At 42.0% G+C, this 24,859-nt stretch carries 26 protein-coding genes and 1 tRNA gene; 12 read left to right on the plus strand and 15 right to left on the minus strand.

Annotated features, from left to right (window positions below):
• Nucleotides 1-50: 50 nt before the first annotated feature.
• Genes ARCPR_RS07095 through ARCPR_RS07105 form a run of 3 tightly spaced genes read right to left on the minus strand, consistent with a single transcriptional unit; the run spans nt 51 to nt 3,028 of the window.
• Complete coding sequence (locus tag ARCPR_RS07095) at nt 51-608, minus strand: UbiX family flavin prenyltransferase (protein ID WP_012940800.1); 558 nt, start codon at nt 606-608, stop codon at nt 51-53.
• Nucleotides 605-1,858 carry a hypothetical protein gene (locus ARCPR_RS07100; protein ID WP_012940801.1) on the minus strand — a complete coding sequence of 418 codons (1,254 nt, stop codon included), beginning with the start codon at nt 1,856-1,858 and terminating at the stop codon, nt 605-607. Before ARCPR_RS07100 ends, ARCPR_RS07095 begins: the two co-directional genes overlap by 4 nt.
• A 9-nt stretch (nt 1,859-1,867) precedes the next feature.
• Nucleotides 1,868-3,028 (minus strand): tubulin/FtsZ family protein, encoded by a 1,161-nt coding sequence (locus tag ARCPR_RS07105; RefSeq protein WP_012940802.1) that lies wholly within the window; start codon nt 3,026-3,028, stop codon nt 1,868-1,870.
• Between the two features lie 76 nt (nt 3,029-3,104).
• Between ARCPR_RS07105 and ARCPR_RS07110 the strand changes: the two genes are divergently transcribed.
• Nucleotides 3,105-3,446: an Mth938-like domain-containing protein gene (locus ARCPR_RS07110; protein WP_012940803.1), complete on the plus strand. Its 342-nt coding sequence runs from the start codon at nt 3,105-3,107 to the stop codon at nt 3,444-3,446.
• Here ARCPR_RS07110 and thsA read toward each other — a convergent pair.
• Nucleotides 3,443-5,086 carry a thermosome subunit alpha gene (gene thsA / locus ARCPR_RS07115; protein ID WP_012940804.1) on the minus strand — a complete coding sequence of 548 codons (1,644 nt, stop codon included), beginning with the start codon at nt 5,084-5,086 and terminating at the stop codon, nt 3,443-3,445. The two genes, ARCPR_RS07110 and thsA, sit on opposite strands and share 4 nt — an antisense overlap.
• Nucleotides 5,087-5,192: 106 nt before the next feature.
• Complete coding sequence (locus tag ARCPR_RS07120; RefSeq protein WP_012940805.1) at nt 5,193-6,122, minus strand: transcriptional regulator; 930 nt, start codon at nt 6,120-6,122, stop codon at nt 5,193-5,195.
• Between the two features lie 51 nt (nt 6,123-6,173).
• Here ARCPR_RS07120 and ARCPR_RS07125 point away from each other — a divergent pair, with 51 nt between their 5' ends.
• Complete coding sequence (locus tag ARCPR_RS07125) at nt 6,174-7,337, plus strand: tripartite tricarboxylate transporter permease (protein ID WP_012940806.1); 1,164 nt, start codon at nt 6,174-6,176, stop codon at nt 7,335-7,337.
• Here ARCPR_RS07125 and ARCPR_RS07130 read toward each other — a convergent pair.
• Genes ARCPR_RS07130 through ARCPR_RS07145 form a run of 4 tightly spaced genes read right to left on the minus strand, consistent with a single transcriptional unit; the run spans nt 7,312 to nt 9,802 of the window.
• The gene (locus ARCPR_RS07130; RefSeq protein ID WP_012940807.1) at nt 7,312-8,064 is read right to left on the minus strand and encodes a sulfide-dependent adenosine diphosphate thiazole synthase; all 753 of its coding nucleotides are present in this window, start codon (nt 8,062-8,064) and stop codon (nt 7,312-7,314) included. The genes ARCPR_RS07125 and ARCPR_RS07130 overlap by 26 nt on opposite strands.
• A 7-nt stretch (nt 8,065-8,071) precedes the next feature.
• Nucleotides 8,072-8,536 (minus strand): methylated-DNA--[protein]-cysteine S-methyltransferase, encoded by a 465-nt coding sequence (locus ARCPR_RS07135; protein ID WP_012940808.1) that lies wholly within the window; start codon nt 8,534-8,536, stop codon nt 8,072-8,074.
• Nucleotides 8,514-9,044, minus strand: coding sequence for a nicotinamide-nucleotide adenylyltransferase (locus tag ARCPR_RS07140; RefSeq protein WP_012940809.1), 531 nt, complete (start codon nt 9,042-9,044; stop codon nt 8,514-8,516). The genes ARCPR_RS07135 and ARCPR_RS07140 overlap by 23 nt, the downstream gene beginning before the upstream one ends.
• Nucleotides 9,044-9,802 carry a sugar phosphate isomerase/epimerase family protein gene (locus ARCPR_RS07145; RefSeq protein WP_012940810.1) on the minus strand — a complete coding sequence of 253 codons (759 nt, stop codon included), beginning with the start codon at nt 9,800-9,802 and terminating at the stop codon, nt 9,044-9,046. The genes ARCPR_RS07140 and ARCPR_RS07145 overlap by 1 nt, the downstream gene beginning before the upstream one ends.
• A gap of 69 nt (nt 9,803-9,871) precedes the next feature.
• Here ARCPR_RS07145 and mptA point away from each other — a divergent pair, with 69 nt between their 5' ends.
• Nucleotides 9,872-10,765: a GTP cyclohydrolase MptA gene (mptA, locus tag ARCPR_RS07150; RefSeq protein ID WP_012940811.1), complete on the plus strand. Its 894-nt coding sequence runs from the start codon at nt 9,872-9,874 to the stop codon at nt 10,763-10,765.
• Nucleotides 10,766-12,079: a phospholipase D-like domain-containing protein gene (locus tag ARCPR_RS07155; protein WP_012940812.1), complete on the plus strand. Its 1,314-nt coding sequence runs from the start codon at nt 10,766-10,768 to the stop codon at nt 12,077-12,079.
• Here ARCPR_RS07155 and ARCPR_RS07160 read toward each other — a convergent pair.
• Together ARCPR_RS07160 and cas4 are read right to left on the minus strand one after the other, a co-directional pair.
• Nucleotides 12,073-12,333, minus strand: a complete 261-nt coding sequence (locus ARCPR_RS07160) for a hypothetical protein (RefSeq protein WP_012940813.1) — start codon at nt 12,331-12,333, stop codon at nt 12,073-12,075. The two genes, ARCPR_RS07155 and ARCPR_RS07160, sit on opposite strands and share 7 nt — an antisense overlap.
• 15 nt (nt 12,334-12,348) lie before the next feature.
• Nucleotides 12,349-13,014: a CRISPR-associated protein Cas4 gene (cas4, locus tag ARCPR_RS07165; protein ID WP_012940814.1), complete on the minus strand. Its 666-nt coding sequence runs from the start codon at nt 13,012-13,014 to the stop codon at nt 12,349-12,351.
• Nucleotides 13,015-13,064: 50 nt separating this feature from the next.
• Here cas4 and ARCPR_RS07170 point away from each other — a divergent pair, with 50 nt between their 5' ends.
• Nucleotides 13,065-13,643: a PD-(D/E)XK nuclease family protein gene (locus ARCPR_RS07170; protein WP_012940815.1), complete on the plus strand. Its 579-nt coding sequence runs from the start codon at nt 13,065-13,067 to the stop codon at nt 13,641-13,643.
• A gap of 52 nt (nt 13,644-13,695) precedes the next feature.
• Here ARCPR_RS07170 and ARCPR_RS07175 read toward each other — a convergent pair.
• Nucleotides 13,696-13,777, minus strand: a tRNA-Ser gene (locus ARCPR_RS07175).
• An 80-nt stretch (nt 13,778-13,857) separates the two neighbouring features.
• Here ARCPR_RS07175 and hemA point away from each other — a divergent pair.
• The 4 genes from hemA to ARCPR_RS07195 are packed head-to-tail and all read left to right on the plus strand — an operon-like array spanning nt 13,858 to nt 17,763.
• On the plus strand, nt 13,858-15,141 hold the full coding sequence (gene hemA, locus ARCPR_RS07180) for a glutamyl-tRNA reductase (protein WP_012940816.1): 1,284 nt from the start codon (nt 13,858-13,860) through the stop codon (nt 15,139-15,141).
• Nucleotides 15,068-16,054 carry a porphobilinogen synthase gene (hemB, locus tag ARCPR_RS07185; protein ID WP_048084543.1) on the plus strand — a complete coding sequence of 329 codons (987 nt, stop codon included), beginning with the start codon at nt 15,068-15,070 and terminating at the stop codon, nt 16,052-16,054. Before hemA ends, hemB begins: the two co-directional genes overlap by 74 nt.
• 34 nt (nt 16,055-16,088) lie before the next feature.
• Nucleotides 16,089-17,207: a pyridoxal phosphate-dependent aminotransferase gene (locus ARCPR_RS07190; RefSeq protein WP_012940818.1), complete on the plus strand. Its 1,119-nt coding sequence runs from the start codon at nt 16,089-16,091 to the stop codon at nt 17,205-17,207.
• On the plus strand, nt 17,188-17,763 hold the full coding sequence (locus ARCPR_RS07195) for a GNAT family N-acetyltransferase (RefSeq protein WP_012940819.1): 576 nt from the start codon (nt 17,188-17,190) through the stop codon (nt 17,761-17,763). Before ARCPR_RS07190 ends, ARCPR_RS07195 begins: the two co-directional genes overlap by 20 nt.
• Here the strand turns inward: ARCPR_RS07195 and ARCPR_RS07200 are convergent.
• The 3 genes from ARCPR_RS07200 to ARCPR_RS07210 form a co-directional block, all read right to left on the minus strand.
• The gene (locus ARCPR_RS07200) at nt 17,750-19,966 is read right to left on the minus strand and encodes a DNA gyrase/topoisomerase IV subunit A (RefSeq protein WP_012940820.1); all 2,217 of its coding nucleotides are present in this window, start codon (nt 19,964-19,966) and stop codon (nt 17,750-17,752) included. The two genes, ARCPR_RS07195 and ARCPR_RS07200, sit on opposite strands and share 14 nt — an antisense overlap.
• A 129-nt stretch (nt 19,967-20,095) precedes the next feature.
• Nucleotides 20,096-21,244 carry a radical SAM protein gene (locus tag ARCPR_RS07205; RefSeq protein WP_012940821.1) on the minus strand — a complete coding sequence of 383 codons (1,149 nt, stop codon included), beginning with the start codon at nt 21,242-21,244 and terminating at the stop codon, nt 20,096-20,098.
• A complete protein-coding gene (locus tag ARCPR_RS07210; RefSeq protein WP_012940822.1) occupies nt 21,228-21,437 on the minus strand; it encodes a hypothetical protein in 210 nt (69 codons plus the stop codon). The genes ARCPR_RS07205 and ARCPR_RS07210 overlap by 17 nt, the downstream gene beginning before the upstream one ends.
• Before the next feature lie 71 nt (nt 21,438-21,508).
• Between ARCPR_RS07210 and rlmB the strand changes: the two genes are divergently transcribed.
• From rlmB to ARCPR_RS07235, 3 genes are all read left to right on the plus strand, one after another.
• Nucleotides 21,509-22,207 carry a 23S rRNA (guanosine(2251)-2'-O)-methyltransferase RlmB gene (rlmB, locus tag ARCPR_RS07215; RefSeq protein ID WP_012940823.1) on the plus strand — a complete coding sequence of 233 codons (699 nt, stop codon included), beginning with the start codon at nt 21,509-21,511 and terminating at the stop codon, nt 22,205-22,207.
• On the plus strand, nt 22,197-22,619 hold the full coding sequence (locus ARCPR_RS07220; protein WP_012940824.1) for an EamA family transporter: 423 nt from the start codon (nt 22,197-22,199) through the stop codon (nt 22,617-22,619). The genes rlmB and ARCPR_RS07220 overlap by 11 nt, the downstream gene beginning before the upstream one ends.
• Before the next feature lie 884 nt (nt 22,620-23,503).
• The gene (locus ARCPR_RS07235; protein WP_012940827.1) at nt 23,504-24,826 is read left to right on the plus strand and encodes an AIR synthase-related protein; all 1,323 of its coding nucleotides are present in this window, start codon (nt 23,504-23,506) and stop codon (nt 24,824-24,826) included.
• The last annotated feature ends 33 nt before the right edge of the window (nt 24,827-24,859 follow it).

The following is a 24,859-nucleotide window of genomic DNA, read 5'->3' on the forward strand; positions in this document are numbered from 1 at the left end:
AAATTTTGTACAACTCGCTAATGGGCAGAACTTTGCGAATTCAAAAAAGATTAAACTTCGTTAAGCCCTTCCCATCTCTTGCACTCAACTTCCAATCCCAAGAGATCCAAAACTCTACAAACCGTGTGGTCTATCAAGTCATCTATCGTCTTTGGCTTTATGTAGAATGCAGGGACGGGTGGCATTATTACAGCTCCCATCTCAGCCAACCTTGTCAGAGTCTTCAAATGTCCCAAATGAAGAGGTGTTTCTCTTATCAAAAGTATGAGTTTTCTCTTCTCCTTCAGAGTTACATCGGCACTTCTCGTTATTAAGTTATCAGTTATACCGTAAGCTATGCTCGAAGCTGTTTTCACACTGCACGGAGCTATAACCATTCCATCGTGTTTGAAGCTACCACTCGATATCGGTGCGGTTATCTCGTTCTCTTCATAAAACCTAGTGGATACATCCCTAAGCATTTCAACATCCAATCCTTCGAGCTTTGCAATTCTTTTTGCCGTTCTAGAAACTACCGTATAAACTTCCCCTATCTTGGAAAGCTCTTTAACGATTCTAAAACCGTATACTTGACCGCTCGCTCCTGTTAAAGCTACGACGAACCTCATTTAAGTTCGTCCCACCTTCTCCTCTTCATATACTTCTTTAACCCGATTACTGCCAAAGCAACCACAACTATCGCTCCGGCTACGATGCCACCGTAGAATCCCACAATTTTCCAGTCAATCTTTGGTAACTCTATCTCTGGTAACTCTATCTGAGGAGATCCTTCTGAGCTCTCTTGAGTTGTTGTCGTTATTACGGTTACAAGAGAACTCAATTCACTCAGCAAGCCGTTTACTTCACTCTCAATCTCATCAAGTTTCGACAAAATGTTTTCTAGCTTAGCTTTAGCATCCTCGTAGCTTCCAGCACTTATGTATCCATTTGCAACGGCCAAATCAGTGGTAATATCATCAAAAACGCTTTTCAGGCTACTGTACCTCGTCTTGTAATCGATTAGGACACTCGTATTCACAAGTTCTTTCTTTTCGATTTCTTCAATATAGACATCAATTTTGTTTATATTCTCTCCAATGTCCTTAATCCTTTTATCTGCTAAGGAGAAGAGGTATTTGGCTTCTACGGCAACCTTCTCCTCTTCAGCCTTTTCAAGCCAGAATTCTGCGTTGCTCAGCCTTTTATTTGCGTTGATATAATCTTTCTCATTCAAGTTCTCTTCGGCCAGAGTTAAGTTATCGCCCACCATGTCCAAGTAATTCCTAAGTGTAGTCACATCCGCTTTGCCCATGTAATTTGCCAAGAAATCCTTTAACTCGTTGTATTTGCTCTTAGCATTCTCAAGATCAGCTGTAAACTTTCCATCATCCTTGACGTAGATTATCACAGCTGGTAGTATGTATCCTCCATCCTGAACCCTAATCTTTAGAGCAGTGATCTCCTTGAGCCTGACATCTATTGTAGGTGTGTAACCTGTCAGATTTATCTCTATCATATCTACGCCGTCAAGATCGTCTGCGTCTGGCACGGAAATCGTAAATCCACTCTTCGAAATGCTCGCACCATTCTTAAACACTATCCTATACTTCATGCTCGCATCCGACAACTCTGTTGAGATATCGTAATTTCTTTCGTCTATTTTCGTTGCATCATCATCTGTCTTCGGCTCTATGATATAGGAGATCCATACGTATTCATTCTCGTTAAGCACGAGCGTAGTTTCGTTCGGAACGTATGTCTTGTTGTTTACCTTTATCTCAGGCTCGGCAAAGTTATCCTTTGTAAGAGTCTCCGCTCCGAGAACCGGCACAGCAAAGATTAATAAGGTGGCTAGGAAAATAAAGAATCTCTTGAACATAGTAACCCCTCATATCAGAGGTTCTATATCCTCATCAAATATCTCAAGAGTCTTCTCTATCCTCTCCTTCTCAACACTTTCAATCTCCTCCTTCGCCTCAGCCGCAAGCCTCTGCAACTGCTTGACTCTCGGAACATCTGTAACGTTAGCTAAGACGACCAAAGCTGCGACATGCTTCGTTCTCCTCGTCGGATAATCACCGGCTCTAACTTCGACACCAGCTATCTGCTCCTCAAGCCAGAGCTTTGCCTTCTCTAAACCCTTTCTATCCAAATGCTCCGGAGGGCCAGCAACCAGAACCAAAGCTCTCTCAGCGCTCCTTATGTTGCATGGGATAGTTAGTCTGCCTAAGGCAGCTCTTCTCACGAGTGAAGCAATCTTTGTAGCCTTATCGTTTTCTGCAAACTCGTCAACATTCTTCCTGCGGAAGAGCGAAAATCCTCTCTTTTTCTCTTCTACCAACGTAGTTGCATAGCCTATTGAAGATATTCCCCCACCTCTCAACGTGTTTATGACTTCACTGCTGTCCACAACCATCTCACCTATGCTTTCCTCTTCAACTGGCTCTCCAGCCCTTGCAAGCAGTGCCAACCTCTTTACTATCTCCTCATTTATCTTTGCAAAGCTCTCTCTTAAGCTCATTCCTTCAAACTTCCAAGCTCCGTTGTCTACGAGTATGAGATTGTCAACGTATTTCAGGAGGGATATCATGCTCCTAGCAGCGTTTAAGGAGTAGAGTTTTCCTTCTTCAGGTGCTGGCAGAACGCCAACGGCATAAACGGGTTCCGAATAAGTTTCCGATAGATACTTTGCTAAAACTGGCGAACCACCGCTTCCAGTCCCTCCACCCAAACCAGCTATTATCAGGAAAGCATCGATGTCATGAGTACCCATCTTGTCGATTGCGTTCAAAATAGTATCTATCTCATCCCGAGCAATCTTTGCACCCAGCTTATTGTCAGTTCCGACTCCATGCCCTTTTACAACAGTTTGACCTATCAAGAGCCTGCATTCTTTGGGAACGTACTTCAAACCCATTAAATCTGTTCTTGCGGTATTGACAGCGAGAGGCTTGATTGTGATGTTTGATCCGCTCTCCTTTTCTCTTCCTAAGAATAAGTCGAGTATTTTACCTCCAGCTTGCCCAAAGCCTATGATGAAGAACCTCATGCCATCACCGTCTTTAAGGATTTTTAATAAGCTTTTCTCCAAAAGGTATTTCACATTTTTGTTAGCATTCTTAATTATGAGAGTTGAGCACTACAGTTTCGGCTACATAAAGCTTGATGGTCAGGAATTTAGGCACGATGTAATAGTTTATGGAGACTTTGTAAAGAAGTGGTGGAGGAAGGAGGGCCATAGAGTACAAATTGAAGATATCGAAGATATACTTAGGCTAAAGCCTGAGATTGTCGTGATAGGAACCGGTTACTACGGCGTTGTTAAGGTTGATAGAGATGTCATAGAGAGGCTTAGGAGTGAAGGTATAGAGGTCGTATGTGAAGAATCGAGAAAAGCTGTAGAAACTTACAACAAATTATTAGAAGAAGGAAAAAAAGTAGCTTTGGCTATTCACTTGACTTGTTAGTCGCTCTCGCTCTCCTCTTCCTCCTTTCCTCCGGTCTCGGTTTCTCCCTTTTCCTTCTCTAGACCCTTAGCGGCGATGACATCGTCGATTCTTAGTATCATGATTGCTACTTCTGTAGCGCTAGTTATTGCCTGTTTCTTGACTCTGAGAGGTTCTAGGACACCCTTTTCCTTCATGCAAGTTACCTTGCCCTCGAATACGTCTACTCCGTAGGTTACCTTGCCCTCTTCGTGAGCCTTTCTCAATTCTACAAGTATGTCTATTGGATCAAGTCCAGCGTTCTCAGCCAATGTCCTCGGTATTATCTCCAACGCCTGTGCAAACGCTTCCGCAGCTAGCTGCTCCCTGCCTCCTAGGCTCGGTGCCCACTCCCTGATCCTTAAGCTCAGCTCAATCTCCGGCGCCCCTCCTCCCGCCACTACCTTTCCGTCCTCAATGACAGCCTTGGTGACCTTAATAGCATCTGTAAGACTCCTTTCGACTTCGTCGACGATGTGCTCGGTACCACCTCTGACGAGGATTGTTACAGCTCTCGGGTTCTTGCATCCTGTGACGAATACCATCTTGTCTTCGCCAACCTTCCTCTCCTCTACCAACTCCGCCTCTCCTAAGTCCTCTGGCTTGATGTCTCTCAAGTCAGTTATTATCCTTGCACCGGTAGCCTTAGCCAGCTTTTCTATGTCACTCTGCTTGACTCTCCTTACAGCCAATACGCCTGCCTTAGCCAAGTAGTACTGAGCCAGGTCATCGATACCCTTCTGACAGAACACTACTTTCGCTCCAGCCTGCACTATTCTATCAACCATTTCCTTGATCATCTTCTCCTCCTGCTCGATGAACTTCTGCAACATCTCCGGATCCGTGATGTTTATCTCAGCATCGGTCTCAGTCTCCTTAACCTCCAATGCAGCCTTCAGAACGGCAATTTTTGCGTTCTTTATCCTCTTAGGCATTGCCGGGTGTACTACTTCCTTGTCTAGCACTACACCGTCTACGAGTAGAGTCTCTTCAATTGCACCACCGTGCTTCTTCTCGATCTTTATGTCATCGTCGTAGACCTTGTAGGAATCACCGACCTTCTCCGTAACCTTCTTCACAGCTTCAACCACTATCCTCGAGAGGTGCTCTATCGCGTACTCTGCATGCTTACCAGTTATCGCCGTTGCAGCTATCTTTCTCAAAGTCTCATCATCGTTAGGATCGACATTTATTGCGATCTCATCGAGTATCTGAAGAACCTTATCGCAAGCTAGTCTATAACCTTTAGCGATTATGGTTGGGTGGACGTCCTGGTCGAGCAATTCCTCAGCCTTCTTCAACAACTCTCCTGCCAGTACTACAGCCGTAGTCGTGCCGTCTCCAACCTCGTTCTCCTGAGTCTTAGCCACTTCTACGATCATTTTAGCGGCTGGGTGTTCTACGTCCATTTCTTTGAGGATTGTAACACCGTCGTTAGTTATAGTTATATCACCCAAGCTATCCACGAGCATTTTATCCATACCTCTTGGGCCCAATGTAGTTCTTACAGCCTCAGCTATTACCTTTGCAGCTGTTATGTTCATCCTCAATGCATCCCTACCGGTCGTTCTCTGTGTCCCTTCCTTTAATATCAACACAGGTACTCCCTGCAACGTCGCCATGTTACATCACCCAAAATCACTAGGTCAGTAGGTCTATATAAAATTTTTGAATGATATGATGGTTATTATGGATTCGTTTAAATTAATTTTGAATTAAGTACAAAATTCAATCTTCGATTTTCTCCTTCAGTAAGCTTATGAAATCTTTTGGAGAACTTAGGCACTGAAGCTCATCCTTCATTACAAAGGCGACGCTGTTCACATCTACCTTAACTTTTCTATCCACAATGTATACGGCTTTTGTCGATAGAACCTTTGATATTCTGCCGAGTATCGTAGCCCTCTTATCTATCTCTTTAACTTGCCTGACTCCAGTCAATATGTTCTCCTCCTCAGCCTGAGAAACTATATCAAACGGGGCGTGTTTTATCGGATAAACCTTTACACCTATGCATTCGAGTTGTTTAACAATCTCACCCTCCTTTCCAGCGAAATCGCACTTCAGATCTACGCTCTCATCTTGAACGAAGTTCAAGAGGTCTATAGCCTTTATGATTTCAACACCCAAGACCTCTTCAAGCTTTAGAGCAGTCTCAATACTAGCATCAACATCTTCCTCATACTTCTTAACAGTCCTTCTCGAAACACCCAAGATGTTTGCGAGTTCTCCAATCGACAGACCCAATCTTTCTCTCATTTCTCTAAGCTTCTCACCATCTATTTTTACAAAAAATCCACCCGGGGCTGAGTAAACCAAAGGATAGATTCCCTCAACTACGAAGTCGTAGAATGTCGCTGTGTTTACAACGGGCAAGCCGTGTCTGTTGTAAACAACACCCCTTTCAAGGTAATCGCTCTTGTACTTTTCACCTACAACGATTGGACTCGCTTTAAGGAGTTTGGCGACTATCTTCATCTCTCTGGCCATTTCGGGCTTTAGAGAGTCGATATTGTAGAGTATCTTCAGAAGAAGAATTATATCCCCCTTTCTTGCGACTATATCGAAGCATCTCGGCTTAGTCTCCACCAAGTCTGTAACTGTATATCCAGCCTTGGACAGTATCCTGAGCACGCTCTCGACTATGGCCATCTGCATTCTGATCGATATTAGTCAAAGGTTATATATAAGCTTTCGTTCACGACTGACGTGCTCGAAGCCATTGCACTCGGTGTAATTCTCGGAATTTTGACAGGTTTAACTCCGGGCATTCACAGCAACACATCGGCCATGCTAATCTTATCTTTAGCTTCAATGCTCTCCAGATACTTCAACAGGGAAGAACTTGCAATTGTAATCTTCGTAAATGCAATAGTTCACACATTCCTTGATATAATTCCAACGGTCTTCTTAGGCGTTCCAGATGAAGATACCGCTGTAGGAGTCCTACCAATGCACGAACTCGTTTTGGATGGAAAAGGAATTTCAGCTTGTATAAACTCAGCTTTCTCAAGTTTGGGCGGATTTTTACTTTCCATTCCCGTATTTGCAATCTACCTAAGCTTGAAATTAGACTTAAGTCCGATAGTTCCTTTCGTTCTTATTGCAGTTTCAGCCTATTTAATTGGGAGCGAGAGAGAATTTTTGGAGAGTAGGCTTAAGAAATCTTTACAGGCTCTGGCCGTGTTTGTACTGTCAGGATTATTAGGTTTCCTCTGCTTTGGTAATTCAAACTTACTTCTACCTCTGCTAACGGGCCTCTTTGCATCCCCAATCCTATTAACCTCCATATTCAGCGCAGGAAAAGTTGATAGACAGAAGATAGACTTTCACAATCCCTCCCTTAAGGATGTTGCATCGGGAGTACTAGCCGGTTCATTTGTTTCTCTATTCCCGAGCATAAGCTCTGGAGTAGCAACGCTCCTCTCCTCAAACCATCTCAGAGACAATCAAAGGATTGTATCAGCAATAAGTTCTGCAAACACTTCCAACTCTATTCTATGCTTTGCAGTCTTTTTCTCAAGCGGAAAAGTTAGAAGTGGAGCGGTATCGGCCTTCAAAATGCTTTTTCCAAGCCTCGATCCCTTAAAAATACTGTACATTGGTCTAATTGCATCGTTAATAGCTACACTTCTAACTATCGCTTTTGCAATAGCCTTTGGAAAGTTTTCCGAGAAAATAAAGCCTTCAAAACTTTCTCTAATCGTTTTCGTATTCAACACGATTGTAGTTTACGCTCTCACAGGTGGATACGGTCTGATGATATTTGCTTTGGCAACTCTAATAGGGTTCCTAGCTGTAGTGTTCAGGGTTAGAAGGGTGAACTGCATGGGATCGTTGATAGTTCCTACGATCTTAGTTTATCTGCTATAAGTTCTGCAACTTTCTTTCCGCTCAATAGCATACCACCGAATATCGGACCCATTCTTGGCAAACCGTAAACGCTTGCTACAGCCATTCCAGTGGCGTACAAATTTGGATAGACCTCTCCAGTCTTTTCAACAACAAGCTTCTCAGCTAAATCGGCGTACATACCTCCCTCTCCCTTAACTTCAAAAGCCTTCGTTTTCTTCGCTGTAATTCTACACACAACGGCATCATGTCCAGTAGCGTCGACAACGACTTTACTTCTCAAAACGAGAGGATCGACGTGAAGACCGCTCATGAAAGTTGCACTCCAGTTCACGACGACACCCTCAACACCATCTCTGACAACAACATCCTCAACACACACACCGTTTAGAACTTCCACTCTCTTCGCAACCTCCCTTATCAGAGAACCCGCAAGTTCGATTGCATCCAAAACGTAATGCTCCTCATCGTATCTTTCGTAGCCAATTCCAAACTCGTCAAGTATCGGGAGAGCCTGACTCTGAACGACTATCTTGTTGAAGAACATGCCACCGCCCCAAATTCCTCCTCCCAAGCTTAATCTCTTTTCAATCAAACAGACGTTAAAACCCGATTCTGATAGGTAGTATGAGGCAGTTAAGCCACTTGGACCAGCTCCAACAACTATAACATCGACATTCAAACACCTTTTAAGCCTCTCGAAGTAGCTTTCGATTATAGCCTTTGATATGACAGTTTCATCAACCATGCGGACACTAAAGTTGTTGAGATAAAAACGTTGCCCCCTCAAGCTTCAAGAGTTCTCTCTTTATCCAAACTCCAGCACTAAACCCACCCAAACCATCTTTAGCTACCACACGATGGCAGGGAATTATTACTGGGACTGGGTTTAACTTTAAAGCGATTCCAATAGCCCTTGGAGAAGTTTTCAAAATTCTTGCAAGGTAACCGTACGTTACGACCTTTCCATATGGAATATTCTTAACGATTTCCAGAACGGATTTAACAAATGAAGAAACCCTGAGATCTACATCGTATTTACGAAAATCAACCCTCCTCCCACTAAAGTATTTTTCAAGATCTTTTTTCAACATTTTCGCTGTGGTAGATACAAATTTCTCTTCAACCGGGTTTTTTGAAAATTCGACCTTGAATACCTTCCCATTCTCGATGTAGACATTCACAAAAACCTTCCATTCAACGCTCAGCGATTCTATCATTTTTCGCAATCTCTCTAATTCTCTCTACACCGCCCACTTCCTTTATAACCTTAGCAACAGACTTAGGAACGTACTTCTCCCAAGAATCCCCCTCAATCATCATCTTTCTAATCTCCCTACCTTGGAGGAACTCTCTGTTGTACAGTTTTGTCTTTCTAACTTCAAATCCAGCCTCCTTGAAGAGTCTCACAACTAGGGGATTGTTCGAGAAGACTACATCAAAGGGAGGTACCATTGAAACTACGTGAGACACCCAAAGGGCATTTCTGTATATGTCTTCAAGGGGGATTATGTAAACTCTCTTCCTCAGCTCGGGATCTATCTCATCTAAAGCCTTCGAAACCATCAGTATCCTTTCCCCAGCAGTGAAAGGGTTTTCAAGTGTATGGCTTTCCTGAGCACTTCCAATACCTATTATAAGCTCGTCAACCTCGTTAATGATCTCCCTGACTATTTCATGATGACCGAGATGGTATGGCTGAAACCGACCTATGAAGAATCCTCTCATCATCTCCACCTCTCGATGAACTCCTTAGATTTGATTATTGCTTCGACATCCCTACACTCTATCGTCATATAACCCTTGTAGTTCTTTGGTATAATGCTTAAATCTACCTTACCTTCACCCAAGGCCAGATGCAAATCGTTCTTCAAGTCGTTATCGTGAAGGTGAACATTCCTAACCCTTTCAAAGTGCTTTAGGAAGACGTCGTGTCCTCCCTTGCAGAAATAGTGTCCTATGTCAAAGGTTAGGCTTACATCAGTATTCTCTATCAGGAACTCTATAGCCAAGCTTAGATTATCATCAAGAGGGATAGTGTTCTCCAAAGCTAAAAATTCGGCATCAATTTTCTTCAAAAATTCGTACATCTCATTCGTAAGTACTCGGTAGTTGTGATCTCTGTAAAGTTCTTTTGGAAAAACGAAGCCCTTTGCCGTTATAAACCCCGGGTTCCACCCTATGTGAAACGTTATTAATTTAGCATCGCATTTCTCAGCAAATCTGATTGTTCTGCATAGCTCTTCGTAGCTGGCCTTTCTCATCATATCGCTTATTGAAAGGAAGTTTGTGGAGGTGGCAGGAGCGTGCAAGAGAATTTCGAGATCGTAGCACTCCTTCATCTCCAAAACTTCTGCTGGATTGAGATTTTCAATAGAATACAAGGGATGATCCATTAAAATTTCTATATGATCAAATCCGTGCTCCTTAGCGAATTCGAACGCCTCTCTTGGTTTCTGATCTATGGCTGGTTGCATTCCAAGCATACTTCAACCAATGCATATGGTTATTCAAGTTTGCGAAAAAGCCTTTAAAGATGAGGAAGTTTTGGAATCGTGCTTCCAGACATCCAGCTCTTAAAACCCGATATCCCTATAAGGATAAATAGGGTGGGCGTTAGAGGTGTAAAAAAGCTTGTGGAGGTTGATGTTGGGAAAAAAAGGCCCATCGTTTTGATATCGACGTTTGATATATTTATTGATCTCCCACCAAGCTTAAAGGGTGCCAACTTAAGCAGAAACTTAGAAGCAATATACACTACGCTTGAAAAAGCTACAGAGAAACCTGTTAAGGGAATAGAGGCGCTGTGTATAAGTTTGGCTGAAGAAGTCTTGAATAAACACGAGTATGCAGAGATAGCAGAGGTAACTATGAACTCCGAACTGATAGTTAGAAAGAGAACTCCTATAACGAAGCTGAGAACGGATGAAGTCGTAAACATAAGCTGTGAAGTTTTGATGAGTAAAGAAGGTAAGAGAAGGGTTTTCGTTGGTGTTGAGGTAGTTGGTGCAACAGCTTGTCCCTGCGCTCAGGAGATGATGAGAGCAAAACTAATCGATGAGTTTGGAAATGATAAACTCATTAAGAAATTGCCTCTACCAACACACAACCAGAGAGGAAGGGCCATTATAAGGGTAGAGGTAAAAGATAAGCCAGTGAGGATTGAAGAGCTGATAGAAATCGCAAAGAGAGCAATGAGTTCAGAAGTTTATGAGCTTTTAAAGAGAGAGGATGAAGTGGAAGTTGTAAGAAGGATGCACGAAAACCCAAGGTTTGTTGAGGATTGTGTTAGGGCTATGGCTAAAGGTATCGTTGAAAGATTTGGAGATCTACCTGACAGTACGCTCGTTTATCTGAGGCAGGAGAATGAAGAAAGCATACACCCTCACAACGTAGTTGCAGAACTCTTTTCGACGCTCGGAGAGTTAAAGAGAAGATTGGGTGTTTAGATGATATGGATTCTAATTTTATTTCTACTGCTGTTTCCAGTAAATGCGGAGATACTTGAGGTCTGCCCAAATCCCTACAATCCGCAGGCGGAGTATGTAAAGGTGAGATGCAACACAACCTGTATTTTAAGCGATGAAGAAGGAAATGTAACGTTGAATACTGGCATTCACTACGTTACAAAGAACCTTTCAGCATTTGCGAAGGAGTTTGGATTTGAGCCAGATACAGAATTCAGAGGAAGGTTTGCACTCGCGAACAGCGGAGAAAGGTTACTGCTCTACGAAAATGGTGTGCTTGTTGACGAGTTCAGCTACAGGAATTCGGATAAGGGATTGATATATTATAGGGAGAATGGCTGGAAATTCAGATACGAAGGCTGGACAGACTTCGAGCCAGTAAGAGACCATGTGAGCGGAGAGATTATAGTAACTCCTTCAAATTTCGTGTTTGAAGCAGATACTATCGTATCCTACATCTTTACAACTGACAGATACGTTAGAGGCAATTACACTCTGTACCTCGATGCAAATCCTATAGGAGGAGTTCCCGTCAACGAAATAGAGCTTACGAGAAATCGCGAAACTTATTTTTTGAAATCGCAATCTTACAGGTTCTTCCACTGGAAGTTCGGATTGAACGGCAATGAAGTTGTAGTGACAACAGAAAACTGGAAGTGGGATAACTTGGGATTCATAATTCACTTCAAAAGCCAAAAGATTTCGAAGTTCCTCAAAGATGTACTTGAGCATGATAAGATTTATGCCAGCGATCACGGGAGCGTTGGAGAACTAAAAGCGTTCAAGTCTTTTGGAGGGAGAGGGAAAGTTTACAGCTTTGAGGGAAACGTTACAGTATTTGTCTTGCCAGATTACAACCCGATATTTGAGGAGATGACTAATGCAAAGAGTAGACTTTACATAATGGCGCCGTACATACACTTCAAAGGTACAAAATTGCTGGACATTCTAAGGAATAAAAGTTGCGAAATCAAGATAATAACGGCAGATGAGGACTGTGCAGAATTTCTTAAAGATTTTGGAAGTAGAAACGGCTTAAAACTGAATGTTAAGGTTGACAAGAGAGTTCACGGGAAGTTGGTAATTGTCGATGACAAGGCGATAGTTACATCAGCGAATTTCGACGAATACGGTTTTAACAGGAACAGGGAGATCGGTGTCGTGCTGGAAGGAAGTGTTGTTGACGATCTTGCGAGCTTGTTCAACAATGAAAGTGATATGAAATATACAGCACCGGCTTTGGTCTTGCTCTGCTTAGCTGTAGCAATTGCCTATATCTGGTTTAGATTTCACTGACTCGCCAACTTCTCAAGCTTCTCTATAGATTCGTCGTCCGATGGGAAGTCGTATATCTCAAAGTTGTAATCTAAATGCCTGATTATCTTACCAATTCTCTTACAATCCTTACATCTTACGATCATGACCTCAACGTTACCTTTGATGAGCTTCATTTCATCTCTTTCGAGTTTTCCCCTCTCCCTCTTCAAAACCTCAGCCTTGTGCTTCTTTCCGTCATCACAAACTGGACATTCAAACTCTATCTCTTCCATAAAGGCTTTTCAATCTTACAGCATAAATCGCTTTCCAAACTTTTCTTGAAATGTGGAAAGTTTAGACTGGCAAACATCTTTATAATTGCAGAATTCACATCTTGCATTCTTGCCCTTCTCCGGCATGAAACCGTTCTTAATTCTTTCAACCTTTTCGACAAGCTTTAAGGTGTAGTACCTCTCCTTCCTCCCCACATCAACCCTTCTAAGAACTCCATCATAGCAGTAATAGACGAATCCGTAATCGCAATTGACATCCCTCTCTTTCAAAAGCATGCAGAAGGCAGACACCTTTATCCTATCCTTAAACCTAATATCCTTTTGAGGACTTTTCAAAGACAGAATAAGTGGATGGAAATTAGATCGGAATTCTACAAGCTCGTCGAGTATACCTTTAAGCCTATACTTCTCGGATTCAAGTTTAACCTCCCAATCGACTGGTTTTAAAACTTCTAGCTCACTTAGGAATTTGAAATTCGACTTCGCTTTCTCAAAAACATCTTTATCTCCACCGAGTTCGAGAAATCTGTTCTCAGCCCATTCTACATCGTATCCCTTTCTCAAACTCAGATAAATTTCTCTGGCAGCGTTCATTTCGTTCAACTCTGTTCCGAATCTCATTCTAAAATAGCAGAGCCTAGGACAAGTCAAATAACTCGTCAAATAGCTTACATTTATCATTCAACTGAGAACGTGAACAAAGCTTTAAAATTTTTGATTGAACTTGCTCTATGATTATAGAAGTCGTAGTGGATTGGCGCTTAAGAGAGCTGGAGAAGCATAAGAGACTTAAGGAAGAGGGAGCAATTGAGGTAACCGATTTGATAAGATGTCCGCTTAAAAGGGAGTTTGAAGAAAAATTTCCAGACTTATACAAAGCTTCGGCATACACGCCCGCAACGATATTGGGATCGCTCGTCCATCTGGGATTGGAGCAGATTTTATCGAATGAACTGAATGCTGAGGTGGAGGTTAAAGGTGAAAAGTCAATAGGAGAGTACAAGATAGTTGGACGGATTGATGCAAAGTTGGGTAAGGTAGGAATAGAGATAAAGACTTCTCGAGCAGATTTTGAAATTCCCTACGATCATCACGTTCTTCAGGCTAGGATTTACAACTGGCTATTCGATCTGGAGAAGACAGTCCTCGTTTATGTAACCCCAGACAGGATTACGGAGTATGTTGTTGAGGAAGACATAGAGGAAGATGAAATAGTTAAGCTGATCGTTGACAAAACTGCACCTAGATACGACTGGGAGTGCAGGTATTGCTTCTTTTCGCTCATCTGTCCTAACAAGAGAAAGAAGTGATCAGGTTGGCGGCTTTTCATCACAATTCAGAGACCCCTCCAATCATCACGAACGCCGGGACGGGGATTCGAACCCCGGAGCCCCGAAGGGCACGGGCTCTCCAGGCCCGCGCAGTACCACTCTGCAATCCCGGCATCACACTTTAAACCTTCAGTTTTAAAACATTGTCGATAAAATAGAAAACATTAAACGGTATCGAGATCAGGTGAGGGCTATGGAAATAACGAGCCTAGTGATTTCGCATAAGAAGGCGGATATAAGGGATATAGAGAAGGCGTGGCATGGGGACTGTTGTGAAATAATTTCGAGGGTTTTGTCCAATCCGAATATAGATGAATGTGCTTTACTTTTCACGTGTAACAGGGTGGAGGTTTACGTTGTTGGTAAGGATACCGTAAATTTTCTTTACGAATTTGCGAAGGAGATGGGAGTTCCTAAAAGAATTCTTGACATTTACGTTGGTAGGGATTGTTTGAATCACATTCTTAGAGTTGCGTCCGGCTTGGAATCGATGATAGTTGGAGAGGACCAGATTTTGGGTCAGGTTAAGTACTTTTACAACATCTGCAAGAAGTGTGGCGGAATTGGTGAAATCCTCGATCTCGTGTTCAGAAAGGCTATTCACGTCGGAACGAAGGTTAGAAGGCTTACAAGGATAAACAAGGGATCGGTATCAATTGCTTCGACCGGAGTAGAGCTGTTAGATAGGGAAGTTGGATTAAATGGAAAGAAAGTACTTCTGATAGGAGCTGGAGAGATGGGAAGTGCAGTGGCAAGGCATCTCTCTGGAAAAGTTGACCTGTACATAGCTAACAGAACTTTTGAGAGAGGTTTGAATTTAGCTAAAGAGGTTGGTGCCAAAGCGGTCAGATTCGATGAAATTGAGAAATATATCGATCTCTGCGACATAATAATTACAGCAACTTCAGCAACCCATCCAATAATTACCAGAGACATGGCCAAACCCGGAAAGGTCTTCTTGGATATTGCCCTTCCAAGAAATGTGGATGAAGATGTCTGCAAGGTTGAAGGGGTAAGGCTGTACACGATAGACGATTTAAGGAGGTTGAGTGAGGAGAATTTGAGAAAGAGATTAAAAGAGATTGAAAAGGCTGAAAAAATAATTGACGAGGAGTTAAAACTCCTCGAGGAGAGCTTGAAAGCTCTCAGAGCTAAAAGGGCTATCAGAGCTATGTACAAGAGGGCTGAAGCCGTGAAAAGAGAAGAGATTATCGAGGCCTTCAACAAGCTAAAAGCCAAATACAATATAGATGACTCCGCTATCCAGATCCTCGAGTCCTTCGCTAACTCCCTAATCAAAAAATTCCTCAGCTACCCTACCCTAAAACTCAAAGAACTCGCCAAAAGCAATTCTAACCTCAATATCCTCCCTATTATCGAATCTATGTTCGTCGATGGAGGTGATGGGTTTGTTTCCGACAGTGAGAATGAGGAGGTTAAGGCAAGAGAGATTAAGAAGACTTGTGAGAGAGGCTAAAGTTGAATTAGACGATCTCATCGTCCCGATATTTGTTGACGAAACCATCTCAAAACCTTTGGAAATTCGTTCGATGCCCGGATACTACAGAATCCCAGTTGAGGGGGTAGTTGAAGAAGTTGAAAAGTGTTTAGATTTGGGTTTAAATTCGTTCATATTCTTTGGAATTCCGTCGTACAAAGACGAAATAGGTTCTTCAGCCTTTGACAAAAATGGTGTCATTCAAAAAGCTGTCAGACTTGTGAGAAAGGAGTTTCCTGATGTTGTCATAGTAACAGACGTCTGCCTATGCGAATACACTACACACGGGCACTGCGGGATAGTTAAAGACGGGAAGATTATGAACGATGAAACACTGCCAATACTCGGAAAGATAGCAGTAAGTCATGCTGAAGCCGGTGCCGATATTGTTGCTCCATCTGGCATGATGGATGGAATGGTTAAAGCCATAAGGAGCGCCTTGGATGATGAAGGCTTTACCGATGTTGCGATAATGAGCTACTCAGCCAAATACGCATCGAGCTTCTACGGGCCATTCAGAGAGGCTGCGGATAGCGGCTACAAGTTCGGAGATAGAAGGAGTTATCAGGCGGATATACACAACGGTGATGAAGCTTTAAGAGAAGTAGAACTTGATTTGAAAGAGGGAGCAGATATAGTAATGGTCAAACCCGCTCTGGCGTACTTGGACATAGTTAGGAGAGTTAAGGAGACATTTAGAGTTCCAACGTGTGCATACAACGTAAGTGGAGAATATTCGATGGTTAAGGCCTCAGCTATTCAAGGCTGGCTTGATGAGAAGGATATAGTTTACGAGATTTTAACGAGCATAAAGAGGGCCGGAGCAGATTTGATAATCACATACCATGCGAAAGATTTCGCTAGGTGGATGAAGGAAGGATTCGATTGGTAAATTTATTATCTAACTTATTGCCGTAACGGTTTCAATGATCGCAAGCAGAGTTAAGGGTATATCGACTTCTCTGATTCGAAGGATGTTTGAGATAGTCGAGAAAGCTAAGAAAGAGGGTAAGAAAATAATAAATCTCTCGATAGGAGAGCCGGATTTTGACACTCCCTTAGAAATCATTGAAAAGGCTTACGAGTACATGAAAAAGGGCTACACACATTACACATCCAACTTCGGCATCGAAGAGCTTAGAGTTGCAATAGCTGAGAGGTACGGAGTGGAGAAAGATAACGTCATGGTTACGACAGGTGGTAGCGAAGCTCTTCTGAATGCAAGTTTAGCTTTCATCGAGGAAGGTAGCGATGTTGTAATACCTTCACCAAACTTCCTAAGCTATTTCACGTATGCAAAGCTCTGTAAGGCTAGAGTTTTAGAAATTTTAACACATCCAACATTTGAGCTCGACTTGGACAAGCTCAACGAAGTCATGAGCAAAAACATCTCAGTCATATTCCTCAACTACCCAAACAATCCTACAGGTGTTGTTTTAGATGAGAAAACAATCAAAGGTGTTGTGGAAATTGCAAGAGACTACGGTACGATAGTTGTTAGCGATGAGATATACGACCAAATCTATTATGACAAAAAACCCATAAGCTTGGCTGGAGAAGAGAATGTGGTGGTTGTAAACGGTTTCTCCAAGTCTTTGGCTATGACGGGATGGCGTATTGGGTTTGTAATAGCTGAGAAGGATTTGCTGGATGAGATGCTTAAAGTTCATCAAGTGAACGGAGTGTGTGCTCCAGCCTTTGCACAGAAAGCTGTAGCTGATATCTTAAGCAGTGGTGAGGCTGAAAAACTTACGAGGAAGATGGTTGAAGAGTTTAGAAGGCGCAGGGATTTTGTATATTCAAAGCTGAAAAAAGTATTTGATGTTGTTAAGCCGGAAGGGGCATTCTACATATTCCCAAATGTCGGTAAGGATTGCGATGAGTTTTGCGAAAAATTATTGATGAGCAAAGGCGTTTGCGTAACACCGGGGAAGGCTTTTGGAAGTGGAAATGAAAACTACGTTAGAATATCCTTCGCAATATCGATGGAAAATCTGAAGGTTGCTATGGAAAGGATTGAGGAGTATGCTCGTGAAAACTCTTGAAAAGGATGAGGTGAGGGAATTCGTTAAGCTCCTCTTCGAGTGCTGTGAGGAGTTGAAATTGATATTTGGAGATGAGTACATCGGAAGAGAGATACTTGAAAGCTATTACAACTCTTTAGAGGATTACGATGGTATAATGGTTGTAAAGGGTGAGAAGAGATTACTAGGATTTGCGGAGCTTAAGACAAGTGAAATCAAACGAAAGCTACCTACAAAACCCTTCCTAATTCTTGGAATTTCGAAGGGAATTAAAGCCAGACTTTTGATGAGCTTCTTTGATAAGAAACCGAAAAGGGACGAAGTTTACATCAGATTCATGGGAGTTCATCCGAGACTAGACTGCTATGAAATAGGAAGAACGATAGTAGATCACATTATCGAGTTTGCTAAAGTAAGGGGAAAGAGCAGGATAACGGCATGGTTGCCAGTTGAGAGTGATCTCGTTGATGTTTGTCTAGAAAGGGGTTTTGAAATAAAAAGAATGCTCGAAAGCTCATTCGCACGGAAGTACCTCGGAAGGAAGTACTACTACCTGCTTGAACTCAGATTACAATAGTGGCAAAGTTATCCACTATCTTCTTACCTTTCTTGTATCTATCTCCCTTCGGAATTCTCTTTACGTTTATCCTTACTGCGTTACCCTCAGAAGTGTAGGCGTAGTACTCTTCCTCACTAACTATCTCCGCAACTGCTATCTCTCCTCTAACACCTCTCACACCCATTGCACCTCTATTTGTTAATCTGAACTCATCTATAGGTACTTTCTTTGCATATCCATCTCTCGTCAGGATTAGAACGTAATCTCCTTTTCCGATAGACATCCAAGCTATCTCGTCACCTTCTCTAAGCGTTATAGCCTTAACACCCTTCGCACTTCTTCCGTATTCTGGTATCTCGCTTGATCTAAATCTCACAATGTAACCGTTTTTAGTGGCGATGATTACGTCTCCATCCTCGTAAAGCCTTGCAAATCCTATATTCTCACCAGCTATTATACCTGCTCTCTTTGCATTTGCAAATTCTTCCAGTCTGACTTTCTTTATGTTTCCATCTTTACTCAAGATAACTACATCTCCCTTCGCAACAACCCCCGTTTCTACTTTTTCTGCAGATATGAACTTGGAAAGTGGAGTAAAGTCAAGGGGAATATCCCTGGCATGGATCGAGTAAGCTTTATCGCTCGAAAACAGTAGTATGTCCAGATTGCTCATAGCTCGAAGTAGAATCTTTGGATTAGACCTCAAAGCCTTGCCAATCTCAAATCTCTTTATCTGACCATCTAATGTGACCGCAACGCCGAACTCCTCAACTACCTCCTTTAAAATCTCTTTATCGATTATTTCTGTTCTTCTATTGTCTCCAAACTTTCTCTTAACTTCTCTCAGCTCCTCCACGATTATTTCGTCAACTCTCTTTGGATCTGCCAAAATACTCTTAAGCTCGTCAATTCTTCCCTTTAGCTCGTTAAATTCCTTCATAAGACTCTCATATTCCAATCTGGTAAGCATCTGCAACCTCAACTGTAATATCGCTTCAGCCTGTTTCTCCGTAATTCTCAAAAGCTTCATCAATCCCTCCTTGGCATTCTTAGTAGAATCGGACTGTTTTATCAGATTAATGACCTCATCAAGCTTCTCTATTGCCCTTATAAGCCCTTCTACAATATGATTTCTTTCTTCAGCTTTCTTGAGCTCATATTCAGCTTTTCTCCTAACGACCTCCCTTCTATGATTGACGTAATGGGCTATGAGTTCCTTCAAGTTCAAAAGCTTCGGCTCGTTGTTAACGAGAGCGAGCATTACAACATTGAAAGTTACCTTTAAGGGAGTGTGATCGTATAGCTTCTTCAGAGCGGAGTAAGGATCTTCTTTGAGCTCGATAACTACCCTTATTCCTTCTCTATCCGACTCATCCCTTACAGTTTTGGCCAGAAGTTTATCCTTCTTTATTAGATCTGCAATCTTCTCAACGAGCTTAGCCTTGTTTACCATGTAAGGTATCTCTCTTATGATTATCTTGTCTTCCTCAACATCAACTTTACCTCTAAGAATTATCTTTCCTTTTCCAGTCCTGTAAGCCTCGATTATTCCATCCCTTCCCACAATAACTCCGCCAGTCGGGAAGTCTGGACCCTTTATGAAATTCATGAGCTCCTCAATACTTATATTCGGATTTTTTATATAAGCTATAATGCCGTCGCAAACTTCTCTGATGTTGTGAGGGGGAATATTAGTCATCATACCCACCGCTATGCCAGTGCAACCGTTTATCAGGAGGTTTGGTATCTTAGCTGGCAAAACAACAGGTTCCTGCTTTGAAGCGTCGAAGTTGGGCTGGAAATCGACCGTATTCTTGTCTATATCCTCAAGCATTTTTTCCGCTATCTCCGTGAGTCTACATTCGGTATATCTCATAGCAGCTGGTTCATCTCCGTCAATACTCCCGAAGTTACCTTGTCCGTCTATTAACGGGTATCTCATGCTGAAATCCTGAGCCATCCTAACAAGAGCTTCATACACAGGAGCATCTCCATGCGGGTGGTAATGACCCAGAACGTGACCCACAACCCTCGCACATTTGACATGCGGTTTATCGTGCGTCAAACCCATCTCATACATCGCGTACAATATTCTCCTCTGCACCGGCTTCAATCCATCTCTAACATCTGGCAAAGCTCTTCCAACGATTACACTCATTGCATAATCCAAATAAGCGTCTTTGAGTTCTTCAGCTATATCTCTGATGAGCACTTCAGCCATACGCTTCAATTTTGGTTGTTAGGCATTTAGGTCTTGCTATCTTTTAGATCTCGTATCGGCTTTCTGACTTCTGAGATAGAATGAGTTGATTTCAACAAACTTGTAGTGAGTAGCTAACAGATTACAAGATTAAATCACGACCCCGGCAAATATCCCGTCCTTCTCCCTCGTGATTCTAATCTTTACGAACTCTCCAACTTCTCTATCCGTCAAAACGGAAACCAGTCTATCCTTAACTATACACAGCCTTTCACCCTTCATCCTTCCCGGTAAGACTATCTGAGCGTTGTAAATTTCTCCTTTCCTTATAGGTTGAGGCATTCTCGGTCTCTTCTCAATTCCAAAGTCCTCTGGACTTAGGACGAGCTTAACACCGTATTCCTTTTCAAGCTCTCTAAGTTTGTCGTAGAACTCTTTGAAAGTCATAACTTTAACCTTCGGCTTCCTGCCGTGCCTGTGGGGTATGTATTTTTGAATGCCTAGGGGCGGAAACCTCTTACCAGCACCTATTTCCAAAGCCCACTCAATTATCTTTGGTATTTCATCGTCATTGTAACCGGGAAGCCAGACTGGAGCAATGTGCAAATCTATCTTGCTGTTCGCTATGTATTCCGCTATGCTCAAAACCATCTTCAGTGGATATCTCACTCCGTAAAGCTTGTTCGCAACATCCTGAGTTAAAGCACTGATAGACAGGTTTATCCTGTCCATGTAGCCTTCAAGGTCATCTACGATCTTCTCGCTCAGCAGAACGCCGTTCGTTTGCATAGAAACTATCTCAACTTCTCTAACTTCTTTCAAACCTCTGACGAAATCAACCAAGTAGGGATAGAGTGTGGGCTCTCCCTGTCCGTCTATGTGTGCTTCAACACCCTTTCCTTTAAACTCTGCAACCTTTCTAAATTCCTCAAGTAGGTAATCTGGATCGACGATGTAATCGACAAGCCTCGTTTTGCTGAATCTCCCCTCATCTACGCTGCAGAATATGCAGTTGAAATTGCATCCGGTTATCGGTCTAACTTGTATGAGATTCGTTCCTCTATCTATCAGGCCGAAGGCATTGTAACCCAAGAGGGGAATTCCGCTCTCTCTAGTTATGAAGTAGAGAGGCCTCTTAGTTATATAGTTGAGAACAGTCTTCTCTTCAGCGAACGATATGATGTATTCTTTCGAATACCTCTTTATGAGCTTATCGTAAGTCTTCTTCGGAATTCTAACCTCAATCAGGTTCCTTATGAGGAATACTTTCTCTCCTCTCTCTTCAAATTCTTTTAACATACTTCTGCAACTCTTTCAATCCCTTTTCGCTAATTTTAACCTTTTCGTTGTCAACGTTAACGAAACCTTTCTCCTTCATCCTTTCAACTTCCAGCTTGACAACAACTTCGGGAACTCTGATATTTTTTGCAATCTCTTTCAATTCACTCTCTCCTCTCTTCCAGAGAAATTCGAGTATTCTAATCCACTGCATATCTAAAGTTCGTTTGATAGATAAAAACGTTGATGGACAAGTCTTAATACCGAATTTACAACCTTTGAAGGATGAAGGTTATGGGAATAAACGGCGTCATGGAAGCTCTAAAGTCCGGAAAGGTTAACAAGATTTTCGTACTCAAGGATGCCACAAATCCTAGGATAAAAGAGATTGTAGCTCTTGCCAAGAAGAAAAAGATTCCAGTGGTGTACACACCTCAACTTCCAAAGGAAGCAAGGGGGGTAATGGCCGAAATATCACCAATAGAGTACAAGGAGGTAGACACAATTATAGATAAATGCATTAGAGAGGGTTCGTTCATTCTATTCCTAGACTCAGTTGAAGATCCTCAGAATATGGGAGCTATAATGAGATCAGCTGAATTTTTCGGTTGTGCGGGCGTTGTTATTCCAAAAAGGAGATGTGTTCAAGTTAACGAGACCGTTGCAAAGGTTTCAGCTGGCGCCGTCTTCCATTTGGATATTGCCAGAGTAGAAAACTTGGCAAACATACTCAAAAAGCTTAAAAAATTCGGAATTACGGTAGTTGGTGCTGACTTAGATGGAGAACCCTTGAGAAACGTTGATCTGTCACCACCTCTAGCCATAGTTGTCGGTGGAGAGGATAAAGGTCTTTCAAAGCCTGTCAAGAAACAGTGCGACTTTATAGCAAAGATTGAAGGCTATGGGAAGATCAACAGCTTAAACTTGTCGGTAGCTGGAGCGATAATAATGTACGAATTCAGGAGGAGGTTGCATGAAGGGTGAAATTCTAGCTCTAATTTCGGCTCTACTCTGGGGAATTGCACCGCTCTTCGACAAATACGTCGTTAGCACGGGAGTTTCTCCCTACTTGGCTAATTTGATAAGAGTGAGTGGAGCATTGGTATTCCTAGCGGCTGTGACGTTCGTTGCAAAGGATTACTCTTCCGCAAAGCTGACAATCAAGAGCGTTACATACCTTCTAATAGCTGGAATAATAGCAAGCGGTGTAGCTATGGTAATTTACTTCCAAGCTTTGAAGCTTTCACAGGCTTCAAAAGTTGTTCCTATAACTTCAATCTATCCGCTTTTTACAGTGATTTTCTCGGCATTACTCTTGGGTGAAAACATAAGTCCAAAGGTTGTGATCGGAGCTGTTTTAATAGTCGTTGGGCTGTCTTTGGTAAGTGGGGAGTGAGACTGTGGACATAGACCAGATACTTCAATGTGTCCACCAGTATCAGACCCTAATTTACGGAATACTATCTTTCATATCCTTTATCGTATCTGTAATAATCGGTGGATCACGATTTATTCATCAGAAACGTCTCCTTACAAAATTTCATCGTGAGCGGTGGATATTCGTTCTTTGCAAAGAATATATCGAATTTGAAAGAGAGCTTTTCAGTGATATAAATCTCCTAATAAATTTCTCCTCTCTTATTAGCAGTAGTATTATATATCCTTTATTAAGTTTATATATTATCAACGTGTTGTTCAGATTTGAATATCTAAGACCCTTTATAGCAATCCCTATTGGATTCTTCTCGGTACCTTTAATTATTTGCGTCATAATATGGGCACTGATCAGACGGAAAACCTCTAAGAGCAAAGATTTAGATGCATTAAAGAAAACACTAAGTTCTTCACAGAAGTATTACTCCCATATGCTTGGCATTACGATATGGTTAATGCTCGTTTTTGTTTTGTTGATTTTTTTCAATTGGGTGGAGTTTAATCGTTATCAATCCTAATGACAGAACGAGCTATATGAGCTATCTATCAACACTAATGATTGCCATTCCAATGTTATTAACTTGTTGGATAACAGTGCAAGAAACCCGTTGGACATTGGATAACCTTAGGCTCAAGCTAATGACTGAATTTGCCAAGACTTTGCCTTTAGTCAAAGTTTACACAGGCGTAGATATATTTTTAGGAAAGGTTTTGGAAGTGAAACGAAATTTTATACAACTAAGATGCGGTTTCTCTCAAATATTGATTCCATGGGAAGAGATTAAAGTCATAGAAATCCAAGGGCAAACTCAATTAAACTCTTAAGCTTTGAGAGGACTTACGAATATGGACTTAGAGGGCTATGCAAGAAAACTGCTCGAAAGATTTAGTGAAAGTAAGGTTAGGGAGATGTTAATCGAAAGGATTATGGAAATAAAGGACTTCGATAGAGGAAAGGCTGAAAAGTGGGCCGATTCTGTAATTTTAGAAGTTAAGAACGCTTACTCCAAGACTTTGCCAATTTTAAGTTATTACAGGACAGGAGTTAAAATGGGTGAGTTCGGAGTGGGATCTCGTGGAATTGGAGATTTCTACGTTCACAGAAAGATAGGTGAGATGATTTCAAAATCTGTTAAGGCTGAACTATCTTCAGCGGATTTGGACGATGCGGGAGTTGTGAAGGTTGGAGATTTGTATATTTCCGTTTCCGTGGATGGTATACATTCGCGTTTAAGCGAGTTTCCATTTATAGCCGGGTTTCACGTTACGAGGGCTTGTATGAGAGATGTAATGGTGATGGGAGCCAAGCCGATAGCAGTCTTTTCCGACATTCACATTGCAGATGACGGCGACGTTTCAAAGATTTTTGACCACATAGCTGGGATTCTGGCAGTTTGCGAACTTATGAATGTACCCCTTGTAAGTGGTTCAACTCTGAGAATTGGAGGAGATATGGTAATAGGGGAAAGGATGACCGGTGCAGTTGGATGTATTGGGATTTCGAAGTGCATTACACCAAGAAAGAACGCTAAAGATGGAGATGTCATACTCCTAACGGAGGGAGCTGGTGGTGGTACGATTGCGACAACAGCCATCTATTACGGGATGCACGAAGTTGTTGACGAGACAATAAACATCGATTTTTTGAGGGCTTGCAATGCAATCATTGAAAGTGGTTTGGTTGAGAGAATTCATTCCATGAGCGACGTTACAAATGGTGGAATTAGGGGTGATGCTGAAGAGATAGCTTACGTTTCGAAAAAAGCTCTTGTCTTTGATTACGAAAAGTGTAGAAAAATTGTCAATCCTAAAGTGCTGAAAATGCTAGAAGAGCTTGAGATAGACTTCATGGGAGTTTCGATAGATTCCTTAATGGTTATATGTGATGAGGAGACGGCTAAAGATGTTAAGAAAGTCGTTAGATCTGTTGGTGTTAGAATAGAAGAGGTTGGGTGGGTGGAGAAAGGGGAAGGTGCATACATCGTAGAGGGTGGAGTAAAAAAGCCTTTGAAACCGAGATTTAGGGAGTCAGCATATACACCAATAAAAAAGGTTGTTGGTGAAGATGTTCCAGAAGACTTGAATGAAATGATGAGGAAGATAGATAAAGCTGTTGAGGAGGCTATTAGGAAGAAGGAGAATGTTGTGAGAAGGTTGAAAAAACCTTAAATATTTTCACCGTCCTAAGGACTTTTGGTGATA

Origin of the sequence: Archaeoglobus profundus DSM 5631 (genome assembly GCF_000025285.1) — an archaeon.
Classification (GTDB): Archaea; Halobacteriota; Archaeoglobi; order Archaeoglobales; family Archaeoglobaceae; genus Archaeoglobus_B; species Archaeoglobus_B profundus.

Coding starts and splice junctions, on each gene's coding strand:
- ARCPR_RS07095 (WP_012940800.1), bottom strand. CDS start 608: ATGAGGTTCGTCGTAGCTTTAACAGGAGCGAGCGGTCAAGTATACGGT.
- ARCPR_RS07100 (WP_012940801.1), bottom strand. CDS start 1,858: ATGTTCAAGAGATTCTTTATTTTCCTAGCCACCTTATTAATCTTTGCT.
- ARCPR_RS07105 (WP_012940802.1), bottom strand. CDS start 3,028: ATGAGGTTCTTCATCATAGGCTTTGGGCAAGCTGGAGGTAAAATACTC.
- ARCPR_RS07110 (WP_012940803.1), top strand. CDS start 3,105: ATGAGAGTTGAGCACTACAGTTTCGGCTACATAAAGCTTGATGGTCAG.
- thsA (WP_012940804.1), bottom strand. CDS start 5,086: ATGGCGACGTTGCAGGGAGTACCTGTGTTGATATTAAAGGAAGGGACA.
- ARCPR_RS07120 (WP_012940805.1), bottom strand. CDS start 6,122: ATGCAGATGGCCATAGTCGAGAGCGTGCTCAGGATACTGTCCAAGGCT.
- ARCPR_RS07130 (WP_012940807.1), bottom strand. CDS start 8,064: ATGGTTGATGAAACTGTCATATCAAAGGCTATAATCGAAAGCTACTTC.
- ARCPR_RS07135 (WP_012940808.1), bottom strand. CDS start 8,536: ATGATAGAATCGCTGAGCGTTGAATGGAAGGTTTTTGTGAATGTCTAC.
- ARCPR_RS07140 (WP_012940809.1), bottom strand. CDS start 9,044: ATGAGAGGATTCTTCATAGGTCGGTTTCAGCCATACCATCTCGGTCAT.
- ARCPR_RS07145 (WP_012940810.1), bottom strand. CDS start 9,802: ATGCTTGGAATGCAACCAGCCATAGATCAGAAACCAAGAGAGGCGTTC.
- ARCPR_RS07155 (WP_012940812.1), top strand. CDS start 10,766: ATGATATGGATTCTAATTTTATTTCTACTGCTGTTTCCAGTAAATGCG.
- ARCPR_RS07160 (WP_012940813.1), bottom strand. CDS start 12,333: ATGGAAGAGATAGAGTTTGAATGTCCAGTTTGTGATGACGGAAAGAAG.
- cas4 (WP_012940814.1), bottom strand. CDS start 13,014: ATGATAAATGTAAGCTATTTGACGAGTTATTTGACTTGTCCTAGGCTC.
- ARCPR_RS07170 (WP_012940815.1), top strand. CDS start 13,065: ATGATTATAGAAGTCGTAGTGGATTGGCGCTTAAGAGAGCTGGAGAAG.
- hemA (WP_012940816.1), top strand. CDS start 13,858: ATGGAAATAACGAGCCTAGTGATTTCGCATAAGAAGGCGGATATAAGG.
- hemB (WP_048084543.1), top strand. CDS start 15,068: ATGGGTTTGTTTCCGACAGTGAGAATGAGGAGGTTAAGGCAAGAGAGA.
- ARCPR_RS07190 (WP_012940818.1), top strand. CDS start 16,089: ATGATCGCAAGCAGAGTTAAGGGTATATCGACTTCTCTGATTCGAAGG.
- ARCPR_RS07195 (WP_012940819.1), top strand. CDS start 17,188: ATGCTCGTGAAAACTCTTGAAAAGGATGAGGTGAGGGAATTCGTTAAG.
- ARCPR_RS07200 (WP_012940820.1), bottom strand. CDS start 19,966: ATGGCTGAAGTGCTCATCAGAGATATAGCTGAAGAACTCAAAGACGCT.
- ARCPR_RS07205 (WP_012940821.1), bottom strand. CDS start 21,244: ATGTTAAAAGAATTTGAAGAGAGAGGAGAGAAAGTATTCCTCATAAGG.
- ARCPR_RS07210 (WP_012940822.1), bottom strand. CDS start 21,437: ATGCAGTGGATTAGAATACTCGAATTTCTCTGGAAGAGAGGAGAGAGT.
- rlmB (WP_012940823.1), top strand. CDS start 21,509: ATGAAGGTTATGGGAATAAACGGCGTCATGGAAGCTCTAAAGTCCGGA.
- ARCPR_RS07220 (WP_012940824.1), top strand. CDS start 22,197: ATGAAGGGTGAAATTCTAGCTCTAATTTCGGCTCTACTCTGGGGAATT.
- ARCPR_RS07235 (WP_012940827.1), top strand. CDS start 23,504: ATGGACTTAGAGGGCTATGCAAGAAAACTGCTCGAAAGATTTAGTGAA.